24 protein-coding genes and 1 tRNA gene are annotated in these 21,209 nt (G+C 41.3%); 12 read left to right on the top strand and 13 right to left on the bottom strand.

Annotation, left to right across the window (positions count from 1 at the left end; translation table 11 throughout):
* Positions 1 to 26 precede the first annotated feature (26 nt).
* From AAEO56_RS17880 to AAEO56_RS17860, 5 genes are all read left to right on the top strand, one after another.
* Positions 27 to 1,340, top strand: coding sequence for a TolC family protein (locus tag AAEO56_RS17880; RefSeq protein ID WP_341698529.1), 1,314 nt, complete (start codon positions 27 to 29; stop codon positions 1,338 to 1,340).
* A 2-nt stretch (positions 1,341 to 1,342) separates the two neighbouring features.
* Positions 1,343 to 2,425 (top strand): efflux RND transporter periplasmic adaptor subunit, encoded by a 1,083-nt coding sequence (locus AAEO56_RS17875; protein ID WP_341698443.1) that lies wholly within the window; start codon positions 1,343 to 1,345, stop codon positions 2,423 to 2,425.
* A 29-nt stretch (positions 2,426 to 2,454) separates the two neighbouring features.
* Complete coding sequence (locus AAEO56_RS17870) at positions 2,455 to 5,646, top strand: efflux RND transporter permease subunit (protein WP_341698442.1); 3,192 nt, start codon at positions 2,455 to 2,457, stop codon at positions 5,644 to 5,646.
* A 23-nt stretch (positions 5,647 to 5,669) separates the two neighbouring features.
* Positions 5,670 to 5,813, top strand: coding sequence for a hypothetical protein (locus AAEO56_RS17865; protein ID WP_341698441.1), 144 nt, complete (start codon positions 5,670 to 5,672; stop codon positions 5,811 to 5,813).
* 177 nt (positions 5,814 to 5,990) lie between these two features.
* Positions 5,991 to 6,176 (top strand): YgaP family membrane protein, encoded by a 186-nt coding sequence (locus AAEO56_RS17860; protein ID WP_341698440.1) that lies wholly within the window; start codon positions 5,991 to 5,993, stop codon positions 6,174 to 6,176.
* An 88-nt stretch (positions 6,177 to 6,264) separates the two neighbouring features.
* On the opposite strand, the gene AAEO56_RS19305 is transcribed toward AAEO56_RS17860, so the two are convergent.
* From AAEO56_RS19305 to AAEO56_RS17840, 5 genes are read right to left on the bottom strand one after another with little or no spacing between them, the layout of a single operon-like run.
* Positions 6,265 to 6,486, bottom strand: coding sequence for a cation transporting ATPase C-terminal domain-containing protein (locus tag AAEO56_RS19305; protein WP_407934970.1), 222 nt, complete (start codon positions 6,484 to 6,486; stop codon positions 6,265 to 6,267).
* A 15-nt stretch (positions 6,487 to 6,501) separates the two neighbouring features.
* A complete protein-coding gene (locus AAEO56_RS17855) occupies positions 6,502 to 6,948 on the bottom strand; it encodes an HAD-IC family P-type ATPase (RefSeq protein WP_341698439.1) in 447 nt (148 codons plus the stop codon).
* A gap of 9 nt (positions 6,949 to 6,957) precedes the next feature.
* Positions 6,958 to 7,092 carry a hypothetical protein gene (locus AAEO56_RS17850; RefSeq protein ID WP_341698438.1) on the bottom strand — a complete coding sequence of 45 codons (135 nt, stop codon included), beginning with the start codon at positions 7,090 to 7,092 and terminating at the stop codon, positions 6,958 to 6,960.
* 1 nt (position 7,093) lies between these two features.
* Positions 7,094 to 7,945 (bottom strand): site-specific integrase, encoded by an 852-nt coding sequence (locus tag AAEO56_RS17845; RefSeq protein ID WP_341698437.1) that lies wholly within the window; start codon positions 7,943 to 7,945, stop codon positions 7,094 to 7,096.
* Positions 7,946 to 7,949: 4 nt separating this feature from the next.
* A complete protein-coding gene (locus tag AAEO56_RS17840; protein WP_341698436.1) occupies positions 7,950 to 8,192 on the bottom strand; it encodes an Arm DNA-binding domain-containing protein in 243 nt (80 codons plus the stop codon).
* 485 nt (positions 8,193 to 8,677) lie between these two features.
* Between AAEO56_RS17840 and AAEO56_RS17835 the strand changes: the two genes are divergently transcribed.
* The 4 genes from AAEO56_RS17835 (at position 8,678) to AAEO56_RS17820 (ending at position 12,186) form a co-directional block, all read left to right on the top strand.
* A complete protein-coding gene (locus AAEO56_RS17835; protein WP_341698435.1) occupies positions 8,678 to 9,943 on the top strand; it encodes a phage integrase SAM-like domain-containing protein in 1,266 nt (421 codons plus the stop codon).
* A gap of 19 nt (positions 9,944 to 9,962) precedes the next feature.
* Positions 9,963 to 10,877 (top strand): hypothetical protein, encoded by a 915-nt coding sequence (locus tag AAEO56_RS17830; protein ID WP_341698434.1) that lies wholly within the window; start codon positions 9,963 to 9,965, stop codon positions 10,875 to 10,877.
* 83 nt (positions 10,878 to 10,960) lie between these two features.
* Entirely contained in the window at positions 10,961 to 11,269 is a 309-nt protein-coding gene (locus AAEO56_RS17825; protein WP_341698433.1) for a helix-turn-helix domain-containing protein, read from the top strand.
* The gene (locus AAEO56_RS17820; RefSeq protein ID WP_341698432.1) at positions 11,269 to 12,186 is read left to right on the top strand and encodes a hypothetical protein; all 918 of its coding nucleotides are present in this window, start codon (positions 11,269 to 11,271) and stop codon (positions 12,184 to 12,186) included. The genes AAEO56_RS17825 and AAEO56_RS17820 overlap by 1 nt, the downstream gene beginning before the upstream one ends.
* Positions 12,187 to 12,244: 58 nt before the next feature.
* Here the strand turns inward: AAEO56_RS17820 and AAEO56_RS17815 are convergent, their stop codons facing one another.
* The 4 genes from AAEO56_RS17815 to AAEO56_RS17800 all read right to left on the bottom strand — a co-directional run bounded on the left by AAEO56_RS17815 (position 12,245) and on the right by AAEO56_RS17800 (position 15,170).
* The gene (locus AAEO56_RS17815) at positions 12,245 to 13,696 is read right to left on the bottom strand and encodes a toll/interleukin-1 receptor domain-containing protein (protein WP_341698431.1); all 1,452 of its coding nucleotides are present in this window, start codon (positions 13,694 to 13,696) and stop codon (positions 12,245 to 12,247) included.
* Between the two features lie 106 nt (positions 13,697 to 13,802).
* Positions 13,803 to 14,072 (bottom strand): hypothetical protein, encoded by a 270-nt coding sequence (locus tag AAEO56_RS17810; RefSeq protein WP_341698430.1) that lies wholly within the window; start codon positions 14,070 to 14,072, stop codon positions 13,803 to 13,805.
* Between the two features lie 11 nt (positions 14,073 to 14,083).
* Positions 14,084 to 14,617 carry a tetratricopeptide repeat protein gene (locus tag AAEO56_RS17805; protein WP_341698429.1) on the bottom strand — a complete coding sequence of 178 codons (534 nt, stop codon included), beginning with the start codon at positions 14,615 to 14,617 and terminating at the stop codon, positions 14,084 to 14,086.
* 7 nt (positions 14,618 to 14,624) lie between these two features.
* A complete protein-coding gene (locus AAEO56_RS17800; RefSeq protein ID WP_341698428.1) occupies positions 14,625 to 15,170 on the bottom strand; it encodes a hypothetical protein in 546 nt (181 codons plus the stop codon).
* Positions 15,171 to 15,247: 77 nt separating this feature from the next.
* On the opposite strand from AAEO56_RS17800, the gene AAEO56_RS17795 reads away from it, so the two are divergent.
* Positions 15,248 to 15,475, top strand: coding sequence for a helix-turn-helix domain-containing protein (locus tag AAEO56_RS17795; protein ID WP_341698427.1), 228 nt, complete (start codon positions 15,248 to 15,250; stop codon positions 15,473 to 15,475).
* 3 nt (positions 15,476 to 15,478) lie between these two features.
* Here AAEO56_RS17795 and AAEO56_RS17790 read toward each other — a convergent pair whose 3' ends face one another.
* Together AAEO56_RS17790 and AAEO56_RS17785 are read right to left on the bottom strand one after the other, a co-directional pair.
* Positions 15,479 to 16,144: a hypothetical protein gene (locus tag AAEO56_RS17790; RefSeq protein ID WP_341698426.1), complete on the bottom strand. Its 666-nt coding sequence runs from the start codon at positions 16,142 to 16,144 to the stop codon at positions 15,479 to 15,481.
* Between the two features lie 420 nt (positions 16,145 to 16,564).
* A tRNA-Ala gene (locus AAEO56_RS17785) sits at positions 16,565 to 16,638 on the bottom strand.
* 121 nt (positions 16,639 to 16,759) lie between these two features.
* Between AAEO56_RS17785 and AAEO56_RS17780 the strand changes: the two genes are divergently transcribed.
* Positions 16,760 to 17,533 (top strand): enoyl-CoA hydratase/isomerase family protein, encoded by a 774-nt coding sequence (locus tag AAEO56_RS17780; RefSeq protein WP_341698425.1) that lies wholly within the window; start codon positions 16,760 to 16,762, stop codon positions 17,531 to 17,533.
* 295 nt (positions 17,534 to 17,828) lie between these two features.
* Here the strand turns inward: AAEO56_RS17780 and AAEO56_RS17775 are convergent, their stop codons facing one another.
* Positions 17,829 to 18,455, bottom strand: a complete 627-nt coding sequence (locus AAEO56_RS17775; RefSeq protein WP_341698424.1) for a 2OG-Fe(II) oxygenase — start codon at positions 18,453 to 18,455, stop codon at positions 17,829 to 17,831.
* Between the two features lie 93 nt (positions 18,456 to 18,548).
* Between AAEO56_RS17775 and AAEO56_RS17770 the strand changes: the two genes are divergently transcribed.
* Entirely contained in the window at positions 18,549 to 19,001 is a 453-nt protein-coding gene (locus tag AAEO56_RS17770; RefSeq protein ID WP_341698423.1) for a 6-pyruvoyl trahydropterin synthase family protein, read from the top strand.
* Positions 19,002 to 19,284: 283 nt separating this feature from the next.
* Here AAEO56_RS17770 and AAEO56_RS17765 read toward each other — a convergent pair whose 3' ends face one another.
* Positions 19,285 to 21,153, bottom strand: coding sequence for an OmpA family protein (locus AAEO56_RS17765; protein WP_341698422.1), 1,869 nt, complete (start codon positions 21,151 to 21,153; stop codon positions 19,285 to 19,287).
* Positions 21,154 to 21,209: the final 56 nt, after the last annotated feature.

Below are 21,209 nucleotides of genomic sequence, written 5' to 3'. Positions count from 1 at the left end.
TTTGCTTCATCATTACAAATACCATGATGGATAAAATAAGGAAAATAATTTTCGCCACACTGCTTGCCCTTCCCTCCCACGGCTTTTCACAAGACACGATTCCATTGTCCAAAAAAGACAGTTGGGAGAAAGCGGCATCCGGAAACCTGCAACGTAAGATCGCAGAACAGGAATTCAGCGCTTCAAAAGCGGAATACCGCCAGACAAATTCTGTTTTTTTGCCAACAATCAGCGCTTCGGCAACAGCCATTTCAACCACGAATCCCTTAATGGCTTTTGGCTCTAAACTGAATCAGGAGATCCTGACGGCTTCCGATTTTAATCCTGCGTTACTTAATGATCCGGGGGAAACGCAAAACTTCGCTACAGAATTCGCGATCCTGCAACCTCTCATTAATCTGGATGGCCTCTATGGAAGGCAGGCTGCCAGAGCGAAAATGCAGGCATCCGAACTGCAGGTGCTTCGTACGACGGAGCATTTGGAACTTGAAGTCAGCAAGGCTTTCATGCAGTTACAGCTTGCATATAAGGCGATACACGTTTTGGAAAAAGCCGCTGCTACCGGGGAGGCCAACTTAGAGATGGTCAGCAATTATTTCAGGCAGGGGCTTTTGCAGAAAACCGATGTCCTGAATGCCCGGGTGCGCGTGAATGATATAGCCAACCAATTGCAATATGCCAAAAGTGCCGTGCAAAATGCTTCAGATTACCTGGCTTTCTTAATGAATGAAGATACTAAAGGCGCCATTTATAAACCCACTGAAGAATTAGATACTACCATCACCATTGAAACTACCTCTGAACAGTTACCAGGCCAAAGAAAAGACATCCAGGCTATGGAAAGATCTTCAGAGGCTTATCAAAAAATGCTGCAGTCTGCAAAAATGGGTTTCTTTCCCAAGCTTAATGCATTCGGAAGTTATCAATTGTATGACCGCAGCCTTTTCGGGACGGGCGCTAATGGTTATACAGCAGGCCTGCAACTATCCTGGAGCCTTTTTGACGGTTACAGGACAATCGGGAAAACGGAAAAGGCGAAAGCCGATCTCCAAAGATCAGAAATCGAATTGCAGCAATACAAAGCGCAAAGCCAGTTAGAGTTAAGGAAGGTAAACCGCCAGTTGAAAGATGCAGAGAATAAGGTTAGCCTTTCACAGCTCGCTTTTGAGCAATCTCAGGAGGCGTATCGCATCCGGCAGAACCGTTTTACGCAGGGACTCGAAAAGACCACTGATCTGTTAGCCTCCGAATCGCAGATGATCCAAAAGGAACTGGAGCACCTTCAAGCCGTTTTTGAATACAGCCTTAACAAACGATACTTACAATTTTTAACGAAATAACAATGAAAAAGATAGTTACAGCTCTTACCGTTTTGTCAGTCATTCTTGCGGTATCATGCGGAAAAGATAAAAACGAAAGTGTCACTCACGTCACCGTGATTCCGGTAAAAGTGAGCGAAACTACAGCCGGGAATAACACGCGTTACGTTACCGCAAGTGGAAAGACAGAAGCCGAAAATAGTGCTGTTGTAAGCACCCGGATCATGGGATATATTACCAAAGTACATGTAAAAGCAGGCCAAAAAGTAAGCGCAGGCCAACTTCTGGTAAGCATCAACAATACCGATCTGCAGGCGAAAAAAGCACAGGCAGATGCATCCGTCTTACAAGCCGCAACCGCTTTCAATAATGCCAAAAAAGATTATGACCGGTTCGTGACGCTCTTCGGCCAGCAAAGTGCTTCGCAGAAAGAGCTGGACGATATGGCCGCCCGTTACGAAATGGCAAAAGCAGCATTGGAAGGCGCGAAACAAATGAGGAATGAAGTCCGGGCGCAATTTTCTTATACCAGCATAACTTCGCCATTCTCAGGAGAAGTGGCCAATACATTTGTAAAAGAGGGCGATATGGCAAATCCCGGAATGCCGCTTTTAAGCGTTGAAGGCGCCTCGCGTTTACAGGTAGCCGCCATGGTGGCTGAAACCGATATTACCTCGATTAGAAACGGGATGGCTGCGAAAGTCCTGGTAAAATCCACCGGGGAAGTAGTTGACGGGACAGTAGCTGAAGTGAGCCTTTCCTCAAAAAATACCGGCGCACAATACCTTGTAAAAATCAACTTGGCGAATACAAGTGGCAAAGTGCTGTCCGGAATGTTCGTCAACGTACAATTCCCTATAGCTGGTTCAAAGGAGACCACTGCTTCGTCTGCAGTTTTGGTGCCTGAAAGCGCCCTTGTAAAGCAAGGCCAGCTTACCGGGATCTATACTATAGGCAGCGGGAACATTGCGATCCTCAGATGGCTGCGCACAGGAAGAGCATTCGGGAACCAGGTCGAAGTGCTCTCAGGGCTCGGGGCCGGGGAACACTACATAGTTTCCGCTGAAGGGAAACTATTTAACGGCGCAAAAATTTCGATACAGTAACGGTTCGCCACAAACTTAAAACTACAACTATGCAAGAAGGTATATCAGGCAAGATCGCCCATTTTTTCATTAACTCAAAACTTACCATCCTGCTTATGGCAGGGTTGATGATCATTGGCATCTACAGTTCGTTTCTGATCCCCCGCGAAGAGGAGCCACAGATCAATGTGCCTATGGCCGATATTATGGTAGGCTATCCCGGGGCAGGCCCGACAGAAGTTGAGAGCCGCGTAGTAAAGCCCTTAGAGAAAATAATAGCTAATATTAAAGGCGTTGAGCACATACACAGCATGGCTATGAACGGCCGGGCCATGCTGATCGTACAGTTTTATGTAGGCCAGGACGTCGAGCGCTCGTATGTAAAATTGTATAACGAATTAGCGAAACACGAAAACATCTTCCCCCAAGGTGTTTACAAACCGGTTGTAAAAACGCGGTCCATCGATGATGTCCCAATGCTGGGCCTGACGCTCTGGAGCGGAAAGCTCGACGATTTCCAACTGCGGCAGCTTGCAGAAGAGGTCACCTCTGAAATTGAGAAAGTGAAAGACGTGGCGATCACCAAAGAAATTGGAGGCAGGAACCGCGAGGTCAAAGTTATTTTGGATAAAGATAAAATGGCCGGGAATGGCATCGACGCAATGGGTATCATGCAAATGATCCAGGCGAACAACAGCAGTTCTCAATCCGGAAGCTTCGTGAATCACGATAAGGAATATCTTGTAACAACAGGGCAATTCTTAAAAACCCCGGAAGACGTCGGGCGTTTGGTAGTTGGCGTGAATGCTAATTTGCCGGTATATTTAAATCAGGTCGCTAAAATCCAGGATGGTCCGGCTACGCCAACCAGCTACGTCTCCTTTGGCTACGGCAAGGCCAGTCAAAAATCAAAAACGGCACCTTCAGAGTACCCGGCGGTAACAATTTCCATAGGTAAGGTCAAAGGGGCCGACGCGATGAAGATATCCGAAAAGATCCTTGAGCGTGTAGAGCATTTGCAGCGAACGCTTATTCCAAATGATGTTCACGTTGAGATTACCCGAAACTATGGGGAAACCGCATCGGATAAAGTGGGTGAATTATTGCTGCACTTAGGCATTGCAATTATTGCCGTGACATTCCTGGTAATTTTGGCAATGGGCTGGCGCGGCGGATTAGTTGTGTTTTTCTCTGTACCGCTGACATTTGCCTTAACCTTATTTGCTTACTACTTATTAGGCTATACCTTAAACCGCATTACGCTCTTCGCCCTGGTTTTCGTAGTTGGTATTGTAGTAGATGACAGCATCATTATTGCCGAGAACATGCACCGGCATTTCAAGATGAAGCGGCTGCCTTTTAAACAGGCTGCCATTTATGCCATCAACGAGGTGGGAAATCCTACGATACTGGCAACTTTTACCGTTATTGCCGCAATACTTCCCATGGCATTTGTATCGGGCATGATGGGGCCGTACATGAGCCCTATGCCTATTGGGGCTTCTATTGCCATGCTCCTTTCATTATTTGTCGCACTTACAGTAACGCCCTATCTTGGGTATCATCTGCTGCAGGAAAAAGACGCGCAGGAGCATAAAAGGCAACAGGGCCCCGAAACCAGCCGGATATATAAAATATATAATGCGCTGGAACGCCCCTTACTGGAAAGCAGCAGGAAAAGAAGGGTTTTGGTGGGTATAACCGCCTTATTATTGCTAGGGTCGGTAACACTGTTTTTTACCAAATCGGTCGTCGTGAAGATGCTGCCCTTTGATAATAAAAACGAATTTCAAATTGTCATTGATATGCCCGAGGGAACTACCTTAGAAAGGACAGCGGCCGTTACCCGGGAGATCGCCCAATATTTATCGGGAGTTCCTGAAGTGGTGAATTACCAAAATTACATCGGCACTTCTGCGCCCATTACCTTTAACGGGCTGGTGCGGCACTATGACTTGCGCGGGGGCAGCAACATGGCCGATATACAGGTTAACCTCCTGCACAAAGACGACCGTGAGATGCAGAGCCATGCCATTGCGGGGAAAGTGCGTTCGGAAATACAGAAGATCGCTAAAAAATATGGTGCAAATGTCAAGGTAATTGAGGTACCGCCAGGGCCGCCTGTGTTGTCAACACTGGTAGCGGAAATATACGGCCCGGACTACGAAGGCCAGATCAAGGTAGCTGCCCAGGTAAAAGAAATTTTAGAAACCACTCCCGATATTGTGGATACAGACTGGATGGCGGAAGATGACCAAACCGAATACAAACTCGAAGTTGATAAGGAAAAGGCGATGCTAAGCGGTATTGCGCCACAACAGATTGTTGGTAATCTGACGTATGTACTCAAAGAATACCCTGTCTCGAACCTATATATTGAAAACTCCAATGACAATGTGGGTATCGTTTTATCTCTCGATGATAAAGACAAAACGTCATTGCAGGATATAGAAAACCTTAAAATAAAGGGAAACCGCGGTAATATGGTTGCTGTAAGCGATTTAGTAACAGTAGTTGCCGATACCCTGCAAAAAACCGTTTACCGTAAAGACCAGAAACGTGTCGTATATGTTACCGCTGATATGGCAGGAGCGTTGGAGAGCCCGGTATATGCCATTTTAGGGATGAATGAGAGGCTCCGGAAAATGGAATTGCCCAAAGGTTACAAAATAAACGGGCTTTATATGGAGCAGCCTGCTGATGAAGGCGACTATACTGTAAAATGGGATGGCGAATGGCAGATCACCCTCGAGGTATTCCGGGATTTGGGAATTGCCTTTATGGTCGTTATCGTCATTATCTACATGCTGATCGTCGGCTGGTTCCAGAATTTTAAAACCCCGATGGTCATGATGATGGCAATACCGCTTTCATTGATAGGCATCGTGTTTGGGCATTGGCTGTTAGGCGCATTCTTTACCGCGACTTCATTCATCGGGATGATCGCTCTTGCCGGGGTAATGGTGCGGAACTCCGTGTTGCTAATCGACTTTATTGAGATCAGGCTCAAAGAAGGCATAGCCCTTAAACAGGCTATTATCGAAGCAGGAGCAGTAAGGACGACCCCTATCCTACTGACAACAGGGGCCGTGGTTATCGGGGCTTCTATAATTTTATTCGACCCTATCTTTCAGGGATTGGCAATATCATTGGTTTTTGGGGCTATTGTCTCTACTATATTAACCCTTTTGGTAGTGCCGATCATTTACTACATAACCGAAAGAAAAAAATGGGAAAAATAATCCCTGCATTTAAATCATTTTGTATGAAATTACTCATTATTACAGCAATTCTGGCTTTTGAAGCCGACATTAAAAAAATGCTCCTGACGTCGGATATCAGGAGTTATTCATTTCAGGAAGTCAAAGGGGTTAGCAATATAGGCAACGATAACGTGGAAAGCAATTAGTTTGCTGAAGAACCCCCCGAAACAGAGTCGGTGCTTTTCTATGCTTTCGTTAAACCGGAAAGTATAGCTCCTCTTATGGAGCTTGCCCTTACCCATAATGCAATGCAGGAAACCGCATCGCACATACATCTCGCCGTTTTGGATATAGAACGATCTATTAACTTAAACATGTAAACTATGATCAACCGCTTTATACGTGCCATTGCCGGAACCCTAATCCTGATCAGCCTTATTCTTAGCATCTATGTAAACCGGGACTGGCTATGGCTTACTGCTTTTGTAGGTGCGAACCTGTTACAGTCCTCCATTACAAAATGGTGCCTTATGGAAGATATATTAAGGAAATTGGGCGTAAAGGGCTGATGCAATGCCCTACATTCCGCATGCAGGGAAATGACCTGAATCAACATGTGGTGAATGGTCATGGCCGACCCGATCATCGGTGCATAATTCAGTCAACCTTCCCTTTTCTGCGGGAAAGCGCTTTCTCAGCTTCAACTGCAAAGAAGACAATGCTGGATGCTGCGCCGACAAACAGGAATTCGCCTACACTCAACGATTGTGTTTGAAAAACGGATTGAAATGCCCGGGTGTAGGTGATCACTGCCTGTAATGCGACAACGGCCCCCACGGCAGCAATAAGCCTGATATTTGAGAATAAGCCTGATCTTATAAAAGGCCGTTCAGATCATATAGCCAGCAAATGGCCCATTTGGCTGAGGCTTACAACATTGAAAACAGTAGTCTGCCACGGAAAGCCTATTTTAAAGGCCCCTGCCTGGGCAGCCAATGCGACATCTGTCATCAGCAATCCAACCCAAAGGATATGTATTGGCAGCAAGGCAACAGGCAGCCCGATCAGAGGAGCGACCAACACCAGTAGCAATTCGCTTGAATTCGTGGTCATCAGGTACTTTATAAACTTTAATCTGTTGTCATACAACCATCTGCCTTCCCTGACCGCTTGTATGATGGTTGAGAAATTGTCATCCAACAATATCATATGGGCGGCTTCTTTTGAAACATCGGTCCCTGTAATACCTATGGCGATACCGATGATGGCCCGCTTTAGTGATGGGGCATCATTGACACCGTCACCGGTCATTGCCACATAATGGCCCCTGGACTGGAGCATCCTGATAATTTACAGCTTCTGCTCAGGGGAAACCCGGGCATATACCCTTATTTGTTCCACGGTTGCTGCAAAAGTATCCTCATCAAGCTCGCTGAGCTGCTGCCCGGTCATCAGCAGGTCACGGTCGCTTGCTATGCTGCCCATACTACATGAATAGGACATTATTATTTAGCGTTACGGTACTGCCAAAGGTGCGCCTTGCCTTATGGGTGTTGAGCTGGCTTTCAATTCCACACAGGTCTGCAATCTCTTTAAGGTAGCCATTCATCCTTTGGTTAGAAATTACCGGAAGGACTGTATTGCGCATCAAGCACTGGGGATGGTCTTTATAGCGTTCAATTATCCTGAGCGCCTGTGGTAATAACGGCACATTGAAAGCGCTGCCCGTCTTCTGGCGGTCACTGATAATCCATAAGTCGCCGTCGTCGCCACGCTTGATATCAGAATGCTTAAGATTAAAAACATCGATATATGCAAGGCCGGTATAGCACTGGAAGACGAAGACATCCCTTACCATTGCCAGCCTTTCAACAAGCAGTGGATGGCTTTCAAGCACGGAAAGTTCCTGCCTAGTCAGGGGCCTCTTGACTATCTTATCCTTCTTCCCTTTAAACCGCTTAAACGGATCGACGGTAATAATATCTTTGTCAATTGCCCTGAGGACGATTTTTTTGAAGTTCGATATATATTTCAGGGTAGTATTGTTACTGATATTTTTAACTGTCTTCAGATAAAACTCATAGTCTTTAATAAACTCATAGTTTAGTTCCCTGAACTCCAAATCATCGATCCCATACTTGAAACTTAGAAACTGGTGCACATGCGCTTTTGCCGTTTCATACCGGATGTAAGTTACCTTAGAATATTCTTTTGGCACAAGTGCCAAGACCTCACTATTATGAAGGCTAAATTCTTCCATAACTTTAGCTTTGGACACCGTCTTGCCAAGAATAAAATCGATCAGCTTTTGTGCATTAATGGTTTCTCCCTCTAACATGAGGTTACCTGTACTGATTGACTTTCGCAGCCAATGAATCGAGGAACAAGTTGGTAGCTTTTGCGTCCTCTTTAGTACCGCTGGCGCGCTCTAACTTTTGATTCCAGCGTGTGGCGTCCCATTTGCGCTTTGTAGACGTTTCTCTAGGAACTCCATCTACTGTTACCCTTAGGTAAATAATACGCTCCTTGCTTTCTTTTGATGAGTTCTTCAAAAAGAAGGTAAGCCCAAAACTTTGCTCTAACATAATTCAACATTTTTAAATTAATAAAGGTCGAATTATAGCGTCTCTAAGTCAAGTTGTTAACCCGCTTTACAGGTTGATAATCAAAAGCTTAACCCCCTTTTTGTGGCAATTTTACCTATGACATGAAATTGCCACGATTTTGCCACAAACTTTTTGTGCACTTTTGAAAATTTTGCAGGTAGATTAAAAACAAAAAAACCTGCAAAACATTGATTTTGCAGGTTTTACGATACTTTTTGAAGATTTTGCTTTGTTTTGAAAAAGCGTAAAATTCATTAAAAGTGGAGAAGATGGGAGTACTGTAGTAAAATTTTACAACCTCACCAAAATCCATAAACACGCATATATGCACATATTTTCAAGGCATTATCAACATTACAAAGATAAACATTCGTGAAATATATTGTACGAACTTGATGTAAATTGAACTTAATCGTACGATAATCGTACAGATTTCATATCTTTACAGTACAAAATTTAGCTGTATGAGTGCTGTAAACTTCCTCTATCGCTCGACAAAGAGCGTTGCCTTTGTAAATGTACGACTTTTATTTACCCACGAAGGGAAAAACCATGTCTATCAAGGAACGAGCAAAATTGAGGTTTCAAAACAATACTGGGATAAGCTTCATAATAAGAGAACCAAAGACCCTGAAATAGTAGAGTTGCAAAGGAGTAATAACGATAAGATGTACGACTTGGAAAGACATATCCTTAAAGAGTTTAATTCTGTCAGTCCTTCTATTGTAAATAAGGAGTGGCTAAAAGCAGTTATAGATAATTTTTACAATCCCCGACATGAAACTGATGCTTTACCCAAAGACCTTGTAAGCTATATAAGCACTTATATTGATTACAGAAAAAGCAATGTAACCGAAAGCACCAAAAGAAAAATTAGGGTTGTTCAGGAGGTTGTAAAACGTTTTCAAGATTACAGAAAAAAAACAGTTTATATTAAAGATTTCAGCCTCTTAATTGTCAAAGAATTTCAAGACTATTGCTATCTTGAGGACTATAGCCAAAATACTACTGCACGAGCTATACGATACATCAAGACTATATGCCGTCATGCAAAAACATTAGGTCTTGAAACACACGCCCAGTTAGATGCCATCTCAATTTCATACAAAAAGTCAGACCCTATATATCTAACGCCTGAAGAAATTAGTCGTATCGAAGAGCTCACCAATTTATCAGACTATTTGGAAAATGTTAGAGACTGGTTTTTAATAAGTTATAACACAGCTCAACGTATATCTGATTTTTTACGATTTAAAAGCGACATGATAAAAATGCATACCGTTGCAAAGGGAGAACTGAGACCATTCTTAGAATTTACTCAGGAAAAAACAGGTAATGAAATGACCATCCCTTTAACAGCAAAGGTTATGACCATCTTAAACAAAAGGAATGGCGAGTTCCCACGTAAAATTTCTGACCAGAAGTATAATATTTATCTTAAAGAGCTTTGCGAAAAAGCTAACATTACAGATTTAGTTTTTGGCACTAAAAAGGTTGAGACCTCAAAAGGGAGTAAAAAATATCGAAACAAAGAAGGTTTTTATCCAAAGTTCGAATTAGTATCATCACACGTTGGCAGGTACTCATTTGCGACAAATAACTATGCTAAAAATATTCCAACAGCTGTTTTACGAAAAATGACAGGCCATAGTAGTGAGGCCATGTTTTTGAACTACATAGGCAAAAGTGGAAAAGATAGCGCAATTGATATGAGCATACATTTTCATTAACCACTTGATATATTATAAAATGGAGGATTTTTGGCAAGCCCCGAACAGAAAAAGATACCTTTTTAACGACACATACAATATTGATACTACTATACTTAGATTCAGTAATTGGTTTGATATTGAATACGAACTAAACTTAGTTCGCTCTTATTGCTATGTATTCCCATCTGGAGATGGAACTTGGGAGGAAGAACCTATTTCAGAAGAAGATTATAACAACAATCACGAAGATAGCGATTACACGAGTTATATTAATTATCAAGACCTGATAGACAGACCTGATTATAATAACCTCTGTAAAGAGTTTGAGACCATAATAAATGATTCGTTTATACATGAAGAGCAGAACCTGTTTTTAGAGTTTGCTCAGAAATCAATAAATCAGGCTCAAACAGACGGGCAAGCTAAATCATTGCTAAAATCAATACTTCAAACCTTAGATACATACTCAAAGAAACAAGCAGCAATCCTAACCGATGGAACTCTTAACCGATTACAGGAAATCATTGTTGAAACCTATTCTTCCAATTATTGGGACAGTCTAAAATCTCTTGTTGGGCAATATGGTGACATATACGACCAAATTATTGAGCCTTTTAAAGAATCTAAACCCAAAATAGAACAATCCGACCCACCAAAAGAGGAGATTTACAGTCAAATCTTTTCAGGAAACGCTTTTTATCTATGGGAAAGATTGCGTGAGCATTTTCAACTGGATGATACCAGTAGGGCAGATTTCAGGTTCATGTATGAAGCTATGAAACATGATAGGTATATACATAAAACTATCAGACTAACAGATATGTTAAACTGGTTAAATGAAGCTTATGAGATAGGTATAGAAAAACCTCGATTTGAGGATTTTAAGTCCGATACCAAAAGAATGCCTATTTACAACATTTTAAAACTCCAGTATCAATCACTTGATAAATAATGTATCCAAAAAGGTACAAGGCGTAATCTTCTTGGGCGCAAAATCGTAAATAAATTTGCATTATAATTCTAAAAATCTAAAAAATGCAAGCAAAAATGCAGTTAATTGAAATGTCCCCAGAGACATTAGCCGAACTTATCGTTCAGAAAGCTCAAGCCCTATTTGAGAAATTTGTAAATACCTGTATCCAATGTACAGAGAAAGAAATCCTTACGCCAAAAGAAGTCTGTGAACTTTTGAATATTGACGATTCAACTCTATGGCACTGGAGAAATGATGGAAAGGTAAAAGTCTATGGAATCGCTGGGAGAAGATACTATAAGAGGTCAGAAATTATGGAATCTTTAATACCAATGACACCTAAAAAAAGAACCTTTAAAAAAGCAGCATAATGATTGACAACATTAGATTTAAGGTGCTTGAGAGGGAGATTTTAGAGCATCACATAAAAAAGACTCATGTTGTTGATTTAAGCACGTCTCTTAACCTTTTTACAGGTGAAGAATCACAATGCCCGATGAAGGGTAAATACTTCAACATGGACGTTGTATTGAGCTGTCAAGGAGCTTATGTAAAAGGCAGCATACATAAGTTGACAAACCTTTTGAAAGGAGGGAAAGGACATAACTACAACGACCTGAGCTTTTGCTCGGCAAGTGAAAGCATTGCCCACCTTATAGAGGCTTTTGGGCTTCAAAAAACATCCTTAACTAATTTAGAGTTGGGCTTAAATATCCATATATCAAAAGACCCTCAACATTTTTTAGATTACAATCTACTAATGTATGATTCTGAAAGCCATAATAAAGACCTGAAATTTAGGGGAAAAGGCGATTACAAGGAGTTTCACAAGACCGACTATTCCTTGAAGATTTACAACAAATCTAAGCAGTATGGAATTAGGGGTAATATTCTGCGGGTGGAAGTAAAAATCATATCTAAGAGAAAACTCCAACAACTTGGTATATTTTCCCTTGAAGACCTGCAACGAGAAGATATTGTCAATAGGATTTATTCCTTTCTGTGGGAGGAGTTGCAAAAGCTTACTATAATTGACGACTTCACAAACGTACAGATGCCCCCTGAAGACAAAAATAGCCTGAACGAGTACACTAATCCACATTACTGGAAAAAACTCAGCAGAGACCGTAGTTATAAGGTCAGAAAGGACAGGCAGAGAAAGTTTAAAGCCCTTATCGTAAAATATGGCTTAGATACTACCCAAAGAGAGATTTTAAAAGGAGTTTCAGAGAAGTTTGCTGAAATGATGGACTGTGAAGCATCCCAAATAAATAAATTAGCTGCTTAGGGCTTGAATGTCAAATATAGCAAGTACAACAAACCCACCTATCAGCGGTGGGTTTTGTTTATCTATTTTTACCAACATTATCAATATCAATTATCTCATGTAAAAATTGAATCCTGTCCCGAAAACTATAACTATAATCATTTTTCTGTCCTTCTTTACTCTCCTTATATTTTTCCAATAATTCCTTAAATTCATTTACTGTACTTACATCAAAAACGACTTTAGTTTTATCAAAATGACGAAGTGAGCTTAGTTTACTAAAAAAATCCATTTTGTCGTCATAAGGATTTCTGAAAACATAAGTAGTAGGAAACCAAGTGTCAGTAATGTCTCCAATACTAAATGCATCACCAATATAGTAACATATAATATCTGCTAAAATAATATCTTCTTTAGATAATTTTTCATGTAGATTACTTACGATATACTGTCCAAAAGCCGCTTGACGCTTATACTTTATTTCATTATACTTTTCAAGATTCTCATGCCATGTGTAAAAGAAAGTAAATCGCTTTTCCTTTCCTCCCCTATAACTATTAGCTACATAATACTTAGAATGTAATAAGTCAGATGTAAGTGTATAATTTTTATTCTTTAAACTAATCGCCACAGTATAAATGAATAACTCGTGAAAAATAATCTTGTAATTATCTGTATGGTTTGGACTCCATCCTTCATTCATATTAGATGTAGACTGACAGTAAATCAAATACTTTTCAAAGAAATTTATTATAGTCTCAACATCTAATTTGTATTCTTCTTTCGTAACTATTAGTAAGCAGTCAATAAAATCATTTCTTATTACTTTATAAGAAAGTAAGTTTTGAAGCAATTCATCTCCATAAACAGTGTAATCACGACTTGTAGGTTTAAAATCAAAGTCTTTTAACTTCTCCAATAATTTCTCTAAGAAATCTGAAAAATAAGAATTTACTTTCTCAGGAGTTTTCTTTAACTGGCTATCTAATACTCGTACTATAGAGTTCAAGTCAGAGTCGTTCGTTGGAGATTGGGTTATATATAATGGTATTGAAGTGCCTAACTTAGGTTTGGGCAATGCAGGTGCTTCCATTATATTTCTCAGTAATTCTTCATAACTCTTCTCAAAATCATCAGTATTTGAAAAGTCAATATACTTACGTGAAGCTAAATAAATTGGTAAATAAGCCTTCCCATCTTCATCTCTTTCAATTACAATAGGTATAAATTTCTCTTGCTTTTGGTCACTATATATTGCAGGTGTAATTATTTGTGTTTCGGTACCAACACCTCCATTTCTATTATCTGCTTTACTTTTATAATTCTTATCACAGATTACTATAACTCTGAAAATATCATCGGCTTTAACCATAGACTCCATGAACTCATGTATATCATGTCCATCTTTTAAACTCCATTGGTCTAACTCGACATCAATTGTATTACCCATCAAACGAGTACCTAAATACGAGACCCATTCCTGATGAGATGTATCTCCCCATGCATAAGAAATAAAAACTTTTTTACTCATTTTAACGTTGATTAGTTATCTGTTAAATTTATAGATTTCACAATATCTATACAAAAAAATAATCCATCAATTTAGATGAGTTATTCACAAAGATTTACGCTTGCAGTTATTCTAAAAAATACTCCAAGGCTTTAAAATGACATTTTGCAATAACCGAATAGACCTCATAAACTGTTAAGTTATATTTTTGCCCTAAGTAGCCTGCTCTATCAAGTGCAGTCTGTCTACACGTATCAATAGCCATACGTACATATATTCCTTGTGTTTCCTTCAAAGGGAATTCCAGTAATGCTAAATTTACAGTACTTTGGATTGCTCCTGCAAGTTCCTTAGTTAGTCTTTCTTCAGGAATAGGTTTCTTAAAAAATCCGAACATAGCTAATCAAGTTAATTATTACAATACTTTCTTACTCCTTCACAGGCTTCAGGGTCACCTAAATTACAAGCCTGATGCAAATAAACACAAGCCGAGAACTGGTCTCCTGTTTTGCCTGCAACTATAGCACATTTCATTATTGCATCAATATGAGCGGGGTCTAATTCTATAGCATGTTTATATGCAAATAGAGCCTCATCATATTTGTTCATCTGCTGGTTGATATTGCCTAAAACATACCATGTATTAGCATCTTGGTTATTATACATTAAGGATTCCTCTGTCTTATATTTTGCATCAAGTAGATTTTCTTTATTAAGTAAAAGTCGCAATCCTTCATCTTTTAATATAGCAGCTTTTATTGTATCACGTTCATAAACAATTGGCACTAATTTCATTCCTCCTGTAGGATTTTCTGCTTTTCTAATGGTATCCGTGACTTTGATAGAATCTGTAATAATTGTGTCATTTGGGTTGTAATCATTGTTGGGTTGTTTTTGGCAGGATATGACTCCAATACAAAAAAGTATATATAAGTTTTTCATGTAACTTTTAATAATTTTTTGTTACATCCCCTGTGTATTGTCCCTGTATTAAACCCAATGAAGTTACCAAGTTGAAATTAAAATTATAATTATCACCTGTTCTCGTAATTATTATTCTCCCATCCTGATTGATAAAGTCGCTTTCATCAGAAACTACATTTTTAGAGATGATTTGCCCCGCCTCAACAATAATATTATCCTGAATCGAATAGGCATCAAAACCATAATCTCCTTGAAAGTTAAATGTTCCCGTTGGTAACTGATTGGTCACAGAATGCATATCAAGGGTGAAGCTTGCCAAATGAGTTAGGTTATCAGGAATAACTGCGTGCATGCCATCTGAACTGGTAGACACTTCTGCATTTGTTAGAGTAATGAAAAATACAGTCCCATCCCCAGATGACTGTTTATTGATGTTGGCGTTTGTAATACTGTAAGTAGTATTATTAACCTTAAAGAAGTTATTAGTTGATTGGTTAATATCCGAACTATCATCAGAACCTGAGCAACCGAACGCTAATACAGCAGATAGAATGAGTACAATTTTTTTCATAGTGATTAAATTTATGGTTAGTCTAATTGGATACTTTAATGTATCCAAGGCAAATATAAATGTTTTGACCTTTGGATATGGAAGTTTCAGAGGACAAATTTCTTATCGACTTAGGGATGCATATAAGGCGACTGAGAGAGCTTAAAAACTTATCTCAGGAGGATTTAGCGATGGATAGTGAAATTCCAAAAATACAAATCCAAAGGATTGAGCTTGCCAAAATAAACACAACTGTTAAGACACTTGTAAAGATTGCAAATGCATTGGGTGTAGAGCCTAAAACTTTGTTAGACTTTACAAAGTAATTGCTATCGAAGTTTAAACTCGGCAAGACTTGCAATGAGTTCTGGAATTTCAGCCTCTATGAATTTTCGATGACAGTGAATGTATTTTTTACCGTTTACACCTTCTTTGCAAAAGCAATTGCTTTTTTCTGCCCTGCCTTTTTTTATAAGTCCAATAACGAGACCTCTATATTCTTCTAAAGTTTGTATTACATGCAGAATCTTAGTGTTAGCAATGACTTCTTCATCGTTTTTCCTATCAGTATAACCATAAAATATATCTCCCACTGTTTTGCTAAGGTGAATCCAGTCATTGACTAAAGAATTATTTGTAATATTTAACCTTACATTATCAATCTGTAAAGAAGGGTCTACTGGTAAGTTATCCGTTAAAAATATCACATCTTTGGAACCACTTGGATGTGGAGTGACACAAAGCAGTTGCTCGTTATCATCTTCCCATACTGCATGCCTTTCAGCTTCAATGATGATTCCCTCAGTAAAATGGACAGACCAGCCATAGTGAATTTTCCCCCCATCTCTCAATACCTTCTCTGTCACGTTAGCGTAACATTGCTTAGCTCTTGAATAATCTTCGACCTTAACAGGCACAACTTCATGCTCAAAATCAATATTTAGTTTCTCTAACAACTTATCTATTTGCTGCTCTTGTAATACTTTAATCTTCATATATATACTTTTAGGAGTTAATTCCGAACCCTATGGGTAGAGGTTGTACTAATATAGAAATAACTATGTTATTTAAGTCGTGTTCCAATATTTAGACCCACCCCAAAAGGAAGGATTTCAAGGTTAGAAAATCGTAAAGAATATAAGGTGTAATAGTACATATATCTATTATATCGTTTTTTATATTTTTCGTGTGTGTATAACACTGAAACCTCCATGCTGTAGAACGTGCTTGGAGAGAAGTGTTTTTGCCTACCCCACCCCATTTTTAAATGACATATTATGTCGAGCATTAGAAAAAAACAAGTGTGAGAACCTATCGCAAAAATAATTTTACAACTCATCGTACAGGAATCGTACAGATATTAAATGCAAAAAATCGCAACGTATTCACTAAGAATTTGTTACGATTTTACAAGGTGGAGAAGATGGGAGTCGAACCCACGACCTCTTGCATGCCATGCAAGCGCTCTAGCCAGCTGAGCTACATCCCCAATAATTTCAGGGGCAAATATAGTATAAATAAATTCCAAAATCCAAATATCAATTTACAAAACTTAAAAAAGTGCTCCCAACTTTGTGGAATTCCAGTATTTTTACAAAAAATTCAGCACTATGAGCGTTACCACAAGGCCAAATGGTTCACTATACACTTCGATACAAAACAAAATAGCAACAGTAGAATTCGGACACCCGGCCAGTAATTCGTTCCCTGCAGAGCTGCTGCAGCGATTAACTGACGAACTGAATACCCTGAGCCAGGATCCTGATGTGAACATCATTGTGCTGAAAAGCGAAGGCGAAAAGGCTTTTTGTGCCGGCGCATCTTTTGACGAACTGCTTGAAGTTTCTAACCTTGAGGAAGGTGCTGTTTTCTTTTCGGGGTTTGCCAATGTCATCAATGCTATGCGCAATTGCTCCAAGCTCACTATAGGCCGCATACAGGGCAAGGCGGTGGGCGGCGGTGTTGGGCTTGCCGCGGCATGCGATTATGCACTGGCAACTGTAGACAGTGCTGTGAAGCTGTCTGAATTCACCATCGGCATCGGCCCATTTGTTATTGCACCCGCTGTAGAGCGTAAAATGGGGAAAGCAGCACTAGCCGAAATGACCTTGGCTGCCGACGAATGGAAAAACGCTTACTGGGCAAAAGAAAAAGGACTGTACGCCAAAGTTTTTGATACTATAAGCGAATTAGATAAGGAACTCGATATTTTCACGTCAAAATTTGCTTCTTATAATCCCGAAGCGCTTACCGCTATGAAGCAGGTGCTTTGGCAGGGTACGGAACATTGGGACACGCTGCTTACCGATAACGCAAAGATATCCGGGAGACTTGTGCTTTCTGATTTTACAAGGGAAGCACTGAATAAATTCAAGAATAAATAAAATCTGCAAACCGTAAGAGTAAGCAGGTTCGAGTGAAGTTCGGCATCAAATATTTCTCGTAAAAATCAAGGAAGGATTTAGCGCCGGGAGGAGGAGAGCGACCCACAAGCGGCGCGCAGCAAGCCGCGGCTTAGGTCGCGATGCAAAAATCCTGACGTAGATTTTAAGTGAAATATTTGGAGCCTTGTCCGCCGCGGCGGATGCTTCTTTTGTTTCAAGACAAAAGAAGAAGGATGGTTCGATAACTCTACAAATGAATAATTTAATTTTTTCAGACGAGATAACAAAGAGCTAATTACCCGCGCGTCTTTAACCACCCGGTAATACTCATACGCTCCCTTTTAACGGGCTTTACCTCGTGCTCCAACACCTGGCTTTCAAATACTACCATCCTGCCCTGCATCGGGTAGATGTCTATGGGTTTTTCGCTGCCGTTATCGTCAATATAAATAGTCAGTTCGCCGCCATATTCGGGCTTCCAGTCTTCATCGTTCAGGTAGCACACAATCGAAAGCTTCCTGCGGCTGTCGTTTTGGAACGTATCCAGATGGCGCTTATAAAACGTCCCTTCGGGATATACAGCATAATGGAATTCCTTCTCATTAATCCCCATAAAACAGGTACGGTTCAGGTAATCAGTAAAGTCCTGAAGCTTTGCGAAGAATTGCTTTTCGGCAGTATCAGCACTGCTTTCATCAAGCCACAGGATAAAGTCGCCGCGTATCGCCCCAATGATCTTCTCATTCGCCTGGTTGCCGATGGCCGACTTCTTAAAGCGGTCTTCTTCATATTTTGCCAGCAGCGATTTGCGCAATGCAAGCACTTCTTCCTTCGAAAAGAAATTGTCAACAATACTGTATTTCTGACTCATCAGTTCGTCAATAACCGTTTCATACAGCGGGTTCAGTTGCAATTCGTCCATACCATTATTATTAGCCTGCCAAAGATACCCCGAAAACCATTAGCCTGCAATATGGATATTATTTAGTAAATTTGCAGCCTTAATACAAGTACGATGAGCAGGATACGGATTACCAAGCAGTTCAGTTTCGAAACAGGCCATGCCCTTTACGGCTATGATGGGAAATGCAAAAACGTGCACGGCCACAGCTATAAACTTTCTGTAACGGTTATTGGTACGCCCATCACTGACTCCGGTAATGTGAAATTCGGTATGGTTATCGACTTCGGCGACCTTAAAAAGATCGTGAAAGAGGAGATTGTAGATGTTTTTGACCACGCCACCGTGTTCAACAAAAACACGCCGCATATTGAACTCGCTAACGAACTGAAAGACCGGGGCCATGATGTCATACTTGTAGACTACCAGCCTACCAGCGAAAACATGGTCATCGACTTTGCCGATAAGATCAAAAAACGCCTGCCCTCCTCCATCAGCCTCTATTCCCTAAGGCTCCAGGAAACCGAAACTTCCTTCGCCGAGTGGTACCAAAGCGATAACGAGTAGCTTTTATATTTGGGCGTGTCCCTCCCCTGCTACTGCCAACGCTTGGCCGCGCTGTCCGCTGTATCTGCCTTCGTTCCTCAGGCAGGATGCCGCTCCCATCGCTCACGCAGTTACATAATTGCGTAAACTTCATATTTACGAGATAATTATAGTCATGTATTCCGCCCGAGTGAAGCTGCCCCTCTCCTTCGGAGAGGTCCCGATAGCTATCGGGAGGGGTGAGGCTACAAAAAAAAGCGGCTCCGTATGGAACCGCTTTAAGGTATTGGTTGGTTTGTAAAGCTTATTTCTTCACGATAATGAACTCAGAGCGGCGGTTTTGTGCGTGCTGCTCTTCGGTACATTCGGTGCAGGCAACCTTAGGCTGGCTCTCACCATAGCCTTCGCCGGAGATGCGCTCTTTGGCGATGCCTTTGGAGATCACATACTGTACGGTTGATTTCGCCCTGCGGTTCGATAGCGCCATGTTGTATTTGTCACTGCCACGGTTATCCGTGTGCGATTTAGCCATGATAACCATTTCAGGATTAGCTTTCATTGCTTCCACTAGCTTGTCAAGTTCGAAAGCAGCTTCTTTAGTGATGTTGCTTTTGTTGAATTCGAAATAGATTTCATTAAGCACTACTGCTACCGGGGTCACGATATCCTGTATTGGCTCAAGATCAAGGTTTATGTTAGCCTGTGGGCCTTTGCCCGCAGGTATCTTCGCTGTGCCGTTGCTGTATTTCTCCATGCTGCCCTGAAGCCCGTAGCCCCTGTTGCAGTCTACATTGTAGGTCACCATACCTTTGGCATCGGCTGTCCTGGTTTCAATAACATTGTTCTTTTCGTCAAGTATCGCTACCCTTGCGCCCGCAATTGGCTGCATGGTCTTTTTGTCTCTTACCTGTACGATCGCTTCTACTGCACACAATGGTGTTGCGCTGTAGATCTTGTCGAACCCGTCACGGTTTGAGGAGAAGAAGCCAATGTTGTTCTTGGTATTGAAGGTAAAGGCGAAGTCATCTTTAGGTCCGTTTACAGGAGCCCCTACGTTGATGGCATCGGTGCCTTTATTCAGGTCGATCATAAATACATCCAGTGAGCCAAAGCCTTTGTGGCCGTCGGAAGAGAAGAACAGTTTGTTGTCATCGGTGATGAACGGGAAGCTCTCGCGTCCTGTGGTGTTCACTTTCGGGCCAAGGTTCACCGGCTCGCCATACGTGTTCTTGCCCGTCACTTCTACTTTCCAGATATCGTTGCCACCCAGTGTGCCTTCCCTGTCTGATGAGAAGTATAATGTCTTGCCGTCTTTACTGATAGCAGGGTTGCCTGTTGACCATTTCTGGTTGTTGAACGGTACGGGTTCTATATTGCCCCATTTGCCATTCTCTTTGGTAGCTACATACAAATAGACCTGACCAAGCTTAAGGTTGTTTTCCTTGTCCCTTTCGTACTGCTTGCGCTCCTTAAAGCTCTCGCTCGAGAAGTACATCGTGTTCCCATCGGCGGTTACCGATGCAGGCCCGTCATGGTAGCGGCTGTTCACTTCCGGCAATAGTGCCGGCTCGCTGTAGGTACCGTTGGCATTGTAGGTTGCCGTGTACATGTCAAGGAAAGGCTCTTCACTCCATCCGTAGGTCCTTCTTGCGGTGTTCCTTGCGCTGGTAAAGTATAACGTGTTGTCATCGGCAAGCACTGCCCCGAAAGAGCCGTATTTCTTGTCGTTGATATCCAGCGCTTTCTCATCATAAAGCTTCGCCTGGTTCCTTAATTTAGGAAGGTAGTTCGGGTCTTTTTTGAACTCCACAGCCCTTTGGTCACCCGCTGCCATTGATGCAAATTTCTGCATTTGTGCGTTGGCTTCCTCATACTTGCCTTCGGCCTTTAGCATCTGGGCATAGCGCCAGTATATTTCGGCATCCGTACTGCCTTCAATGGCTTTTGGGTACCATTTCACGGCTTCCTTGCTGTTGAATACATTGTAGTAGCTGTCGGCTATCTGCCCGTAAACATAGGTGTCTTTCTTGTCCAGCTTTTCGTAGGCCTTGGCTGCATCCACGTATTCATAACGGGCATACAGCTTGTCGGCTGCTTCCAGGTCGGTGTTATCCTGTGCCGTTACTGCCATAGTGGCGAGCATAAAACTAAGGGTAATATATAATTTCTTCATTGTCTTATCTTATTATGTCGCTTTTAGGTTAGAAATAACGTGGGGAACGGGATACT

Source organism: Flavobacterium arundinis (genome assembly GCF_038289855.1).
GTDB classification, from domain to species: domain Bacteria; phylum Bacteroidota; class Bacteroidia; order Flavobacteriales; family Flavobacteriaceae; genus Flavobacterium; species Flavobacterium arundinis.
This window is presented reverse-complemented; position numbering and strand designations above follow the sequence as displayed.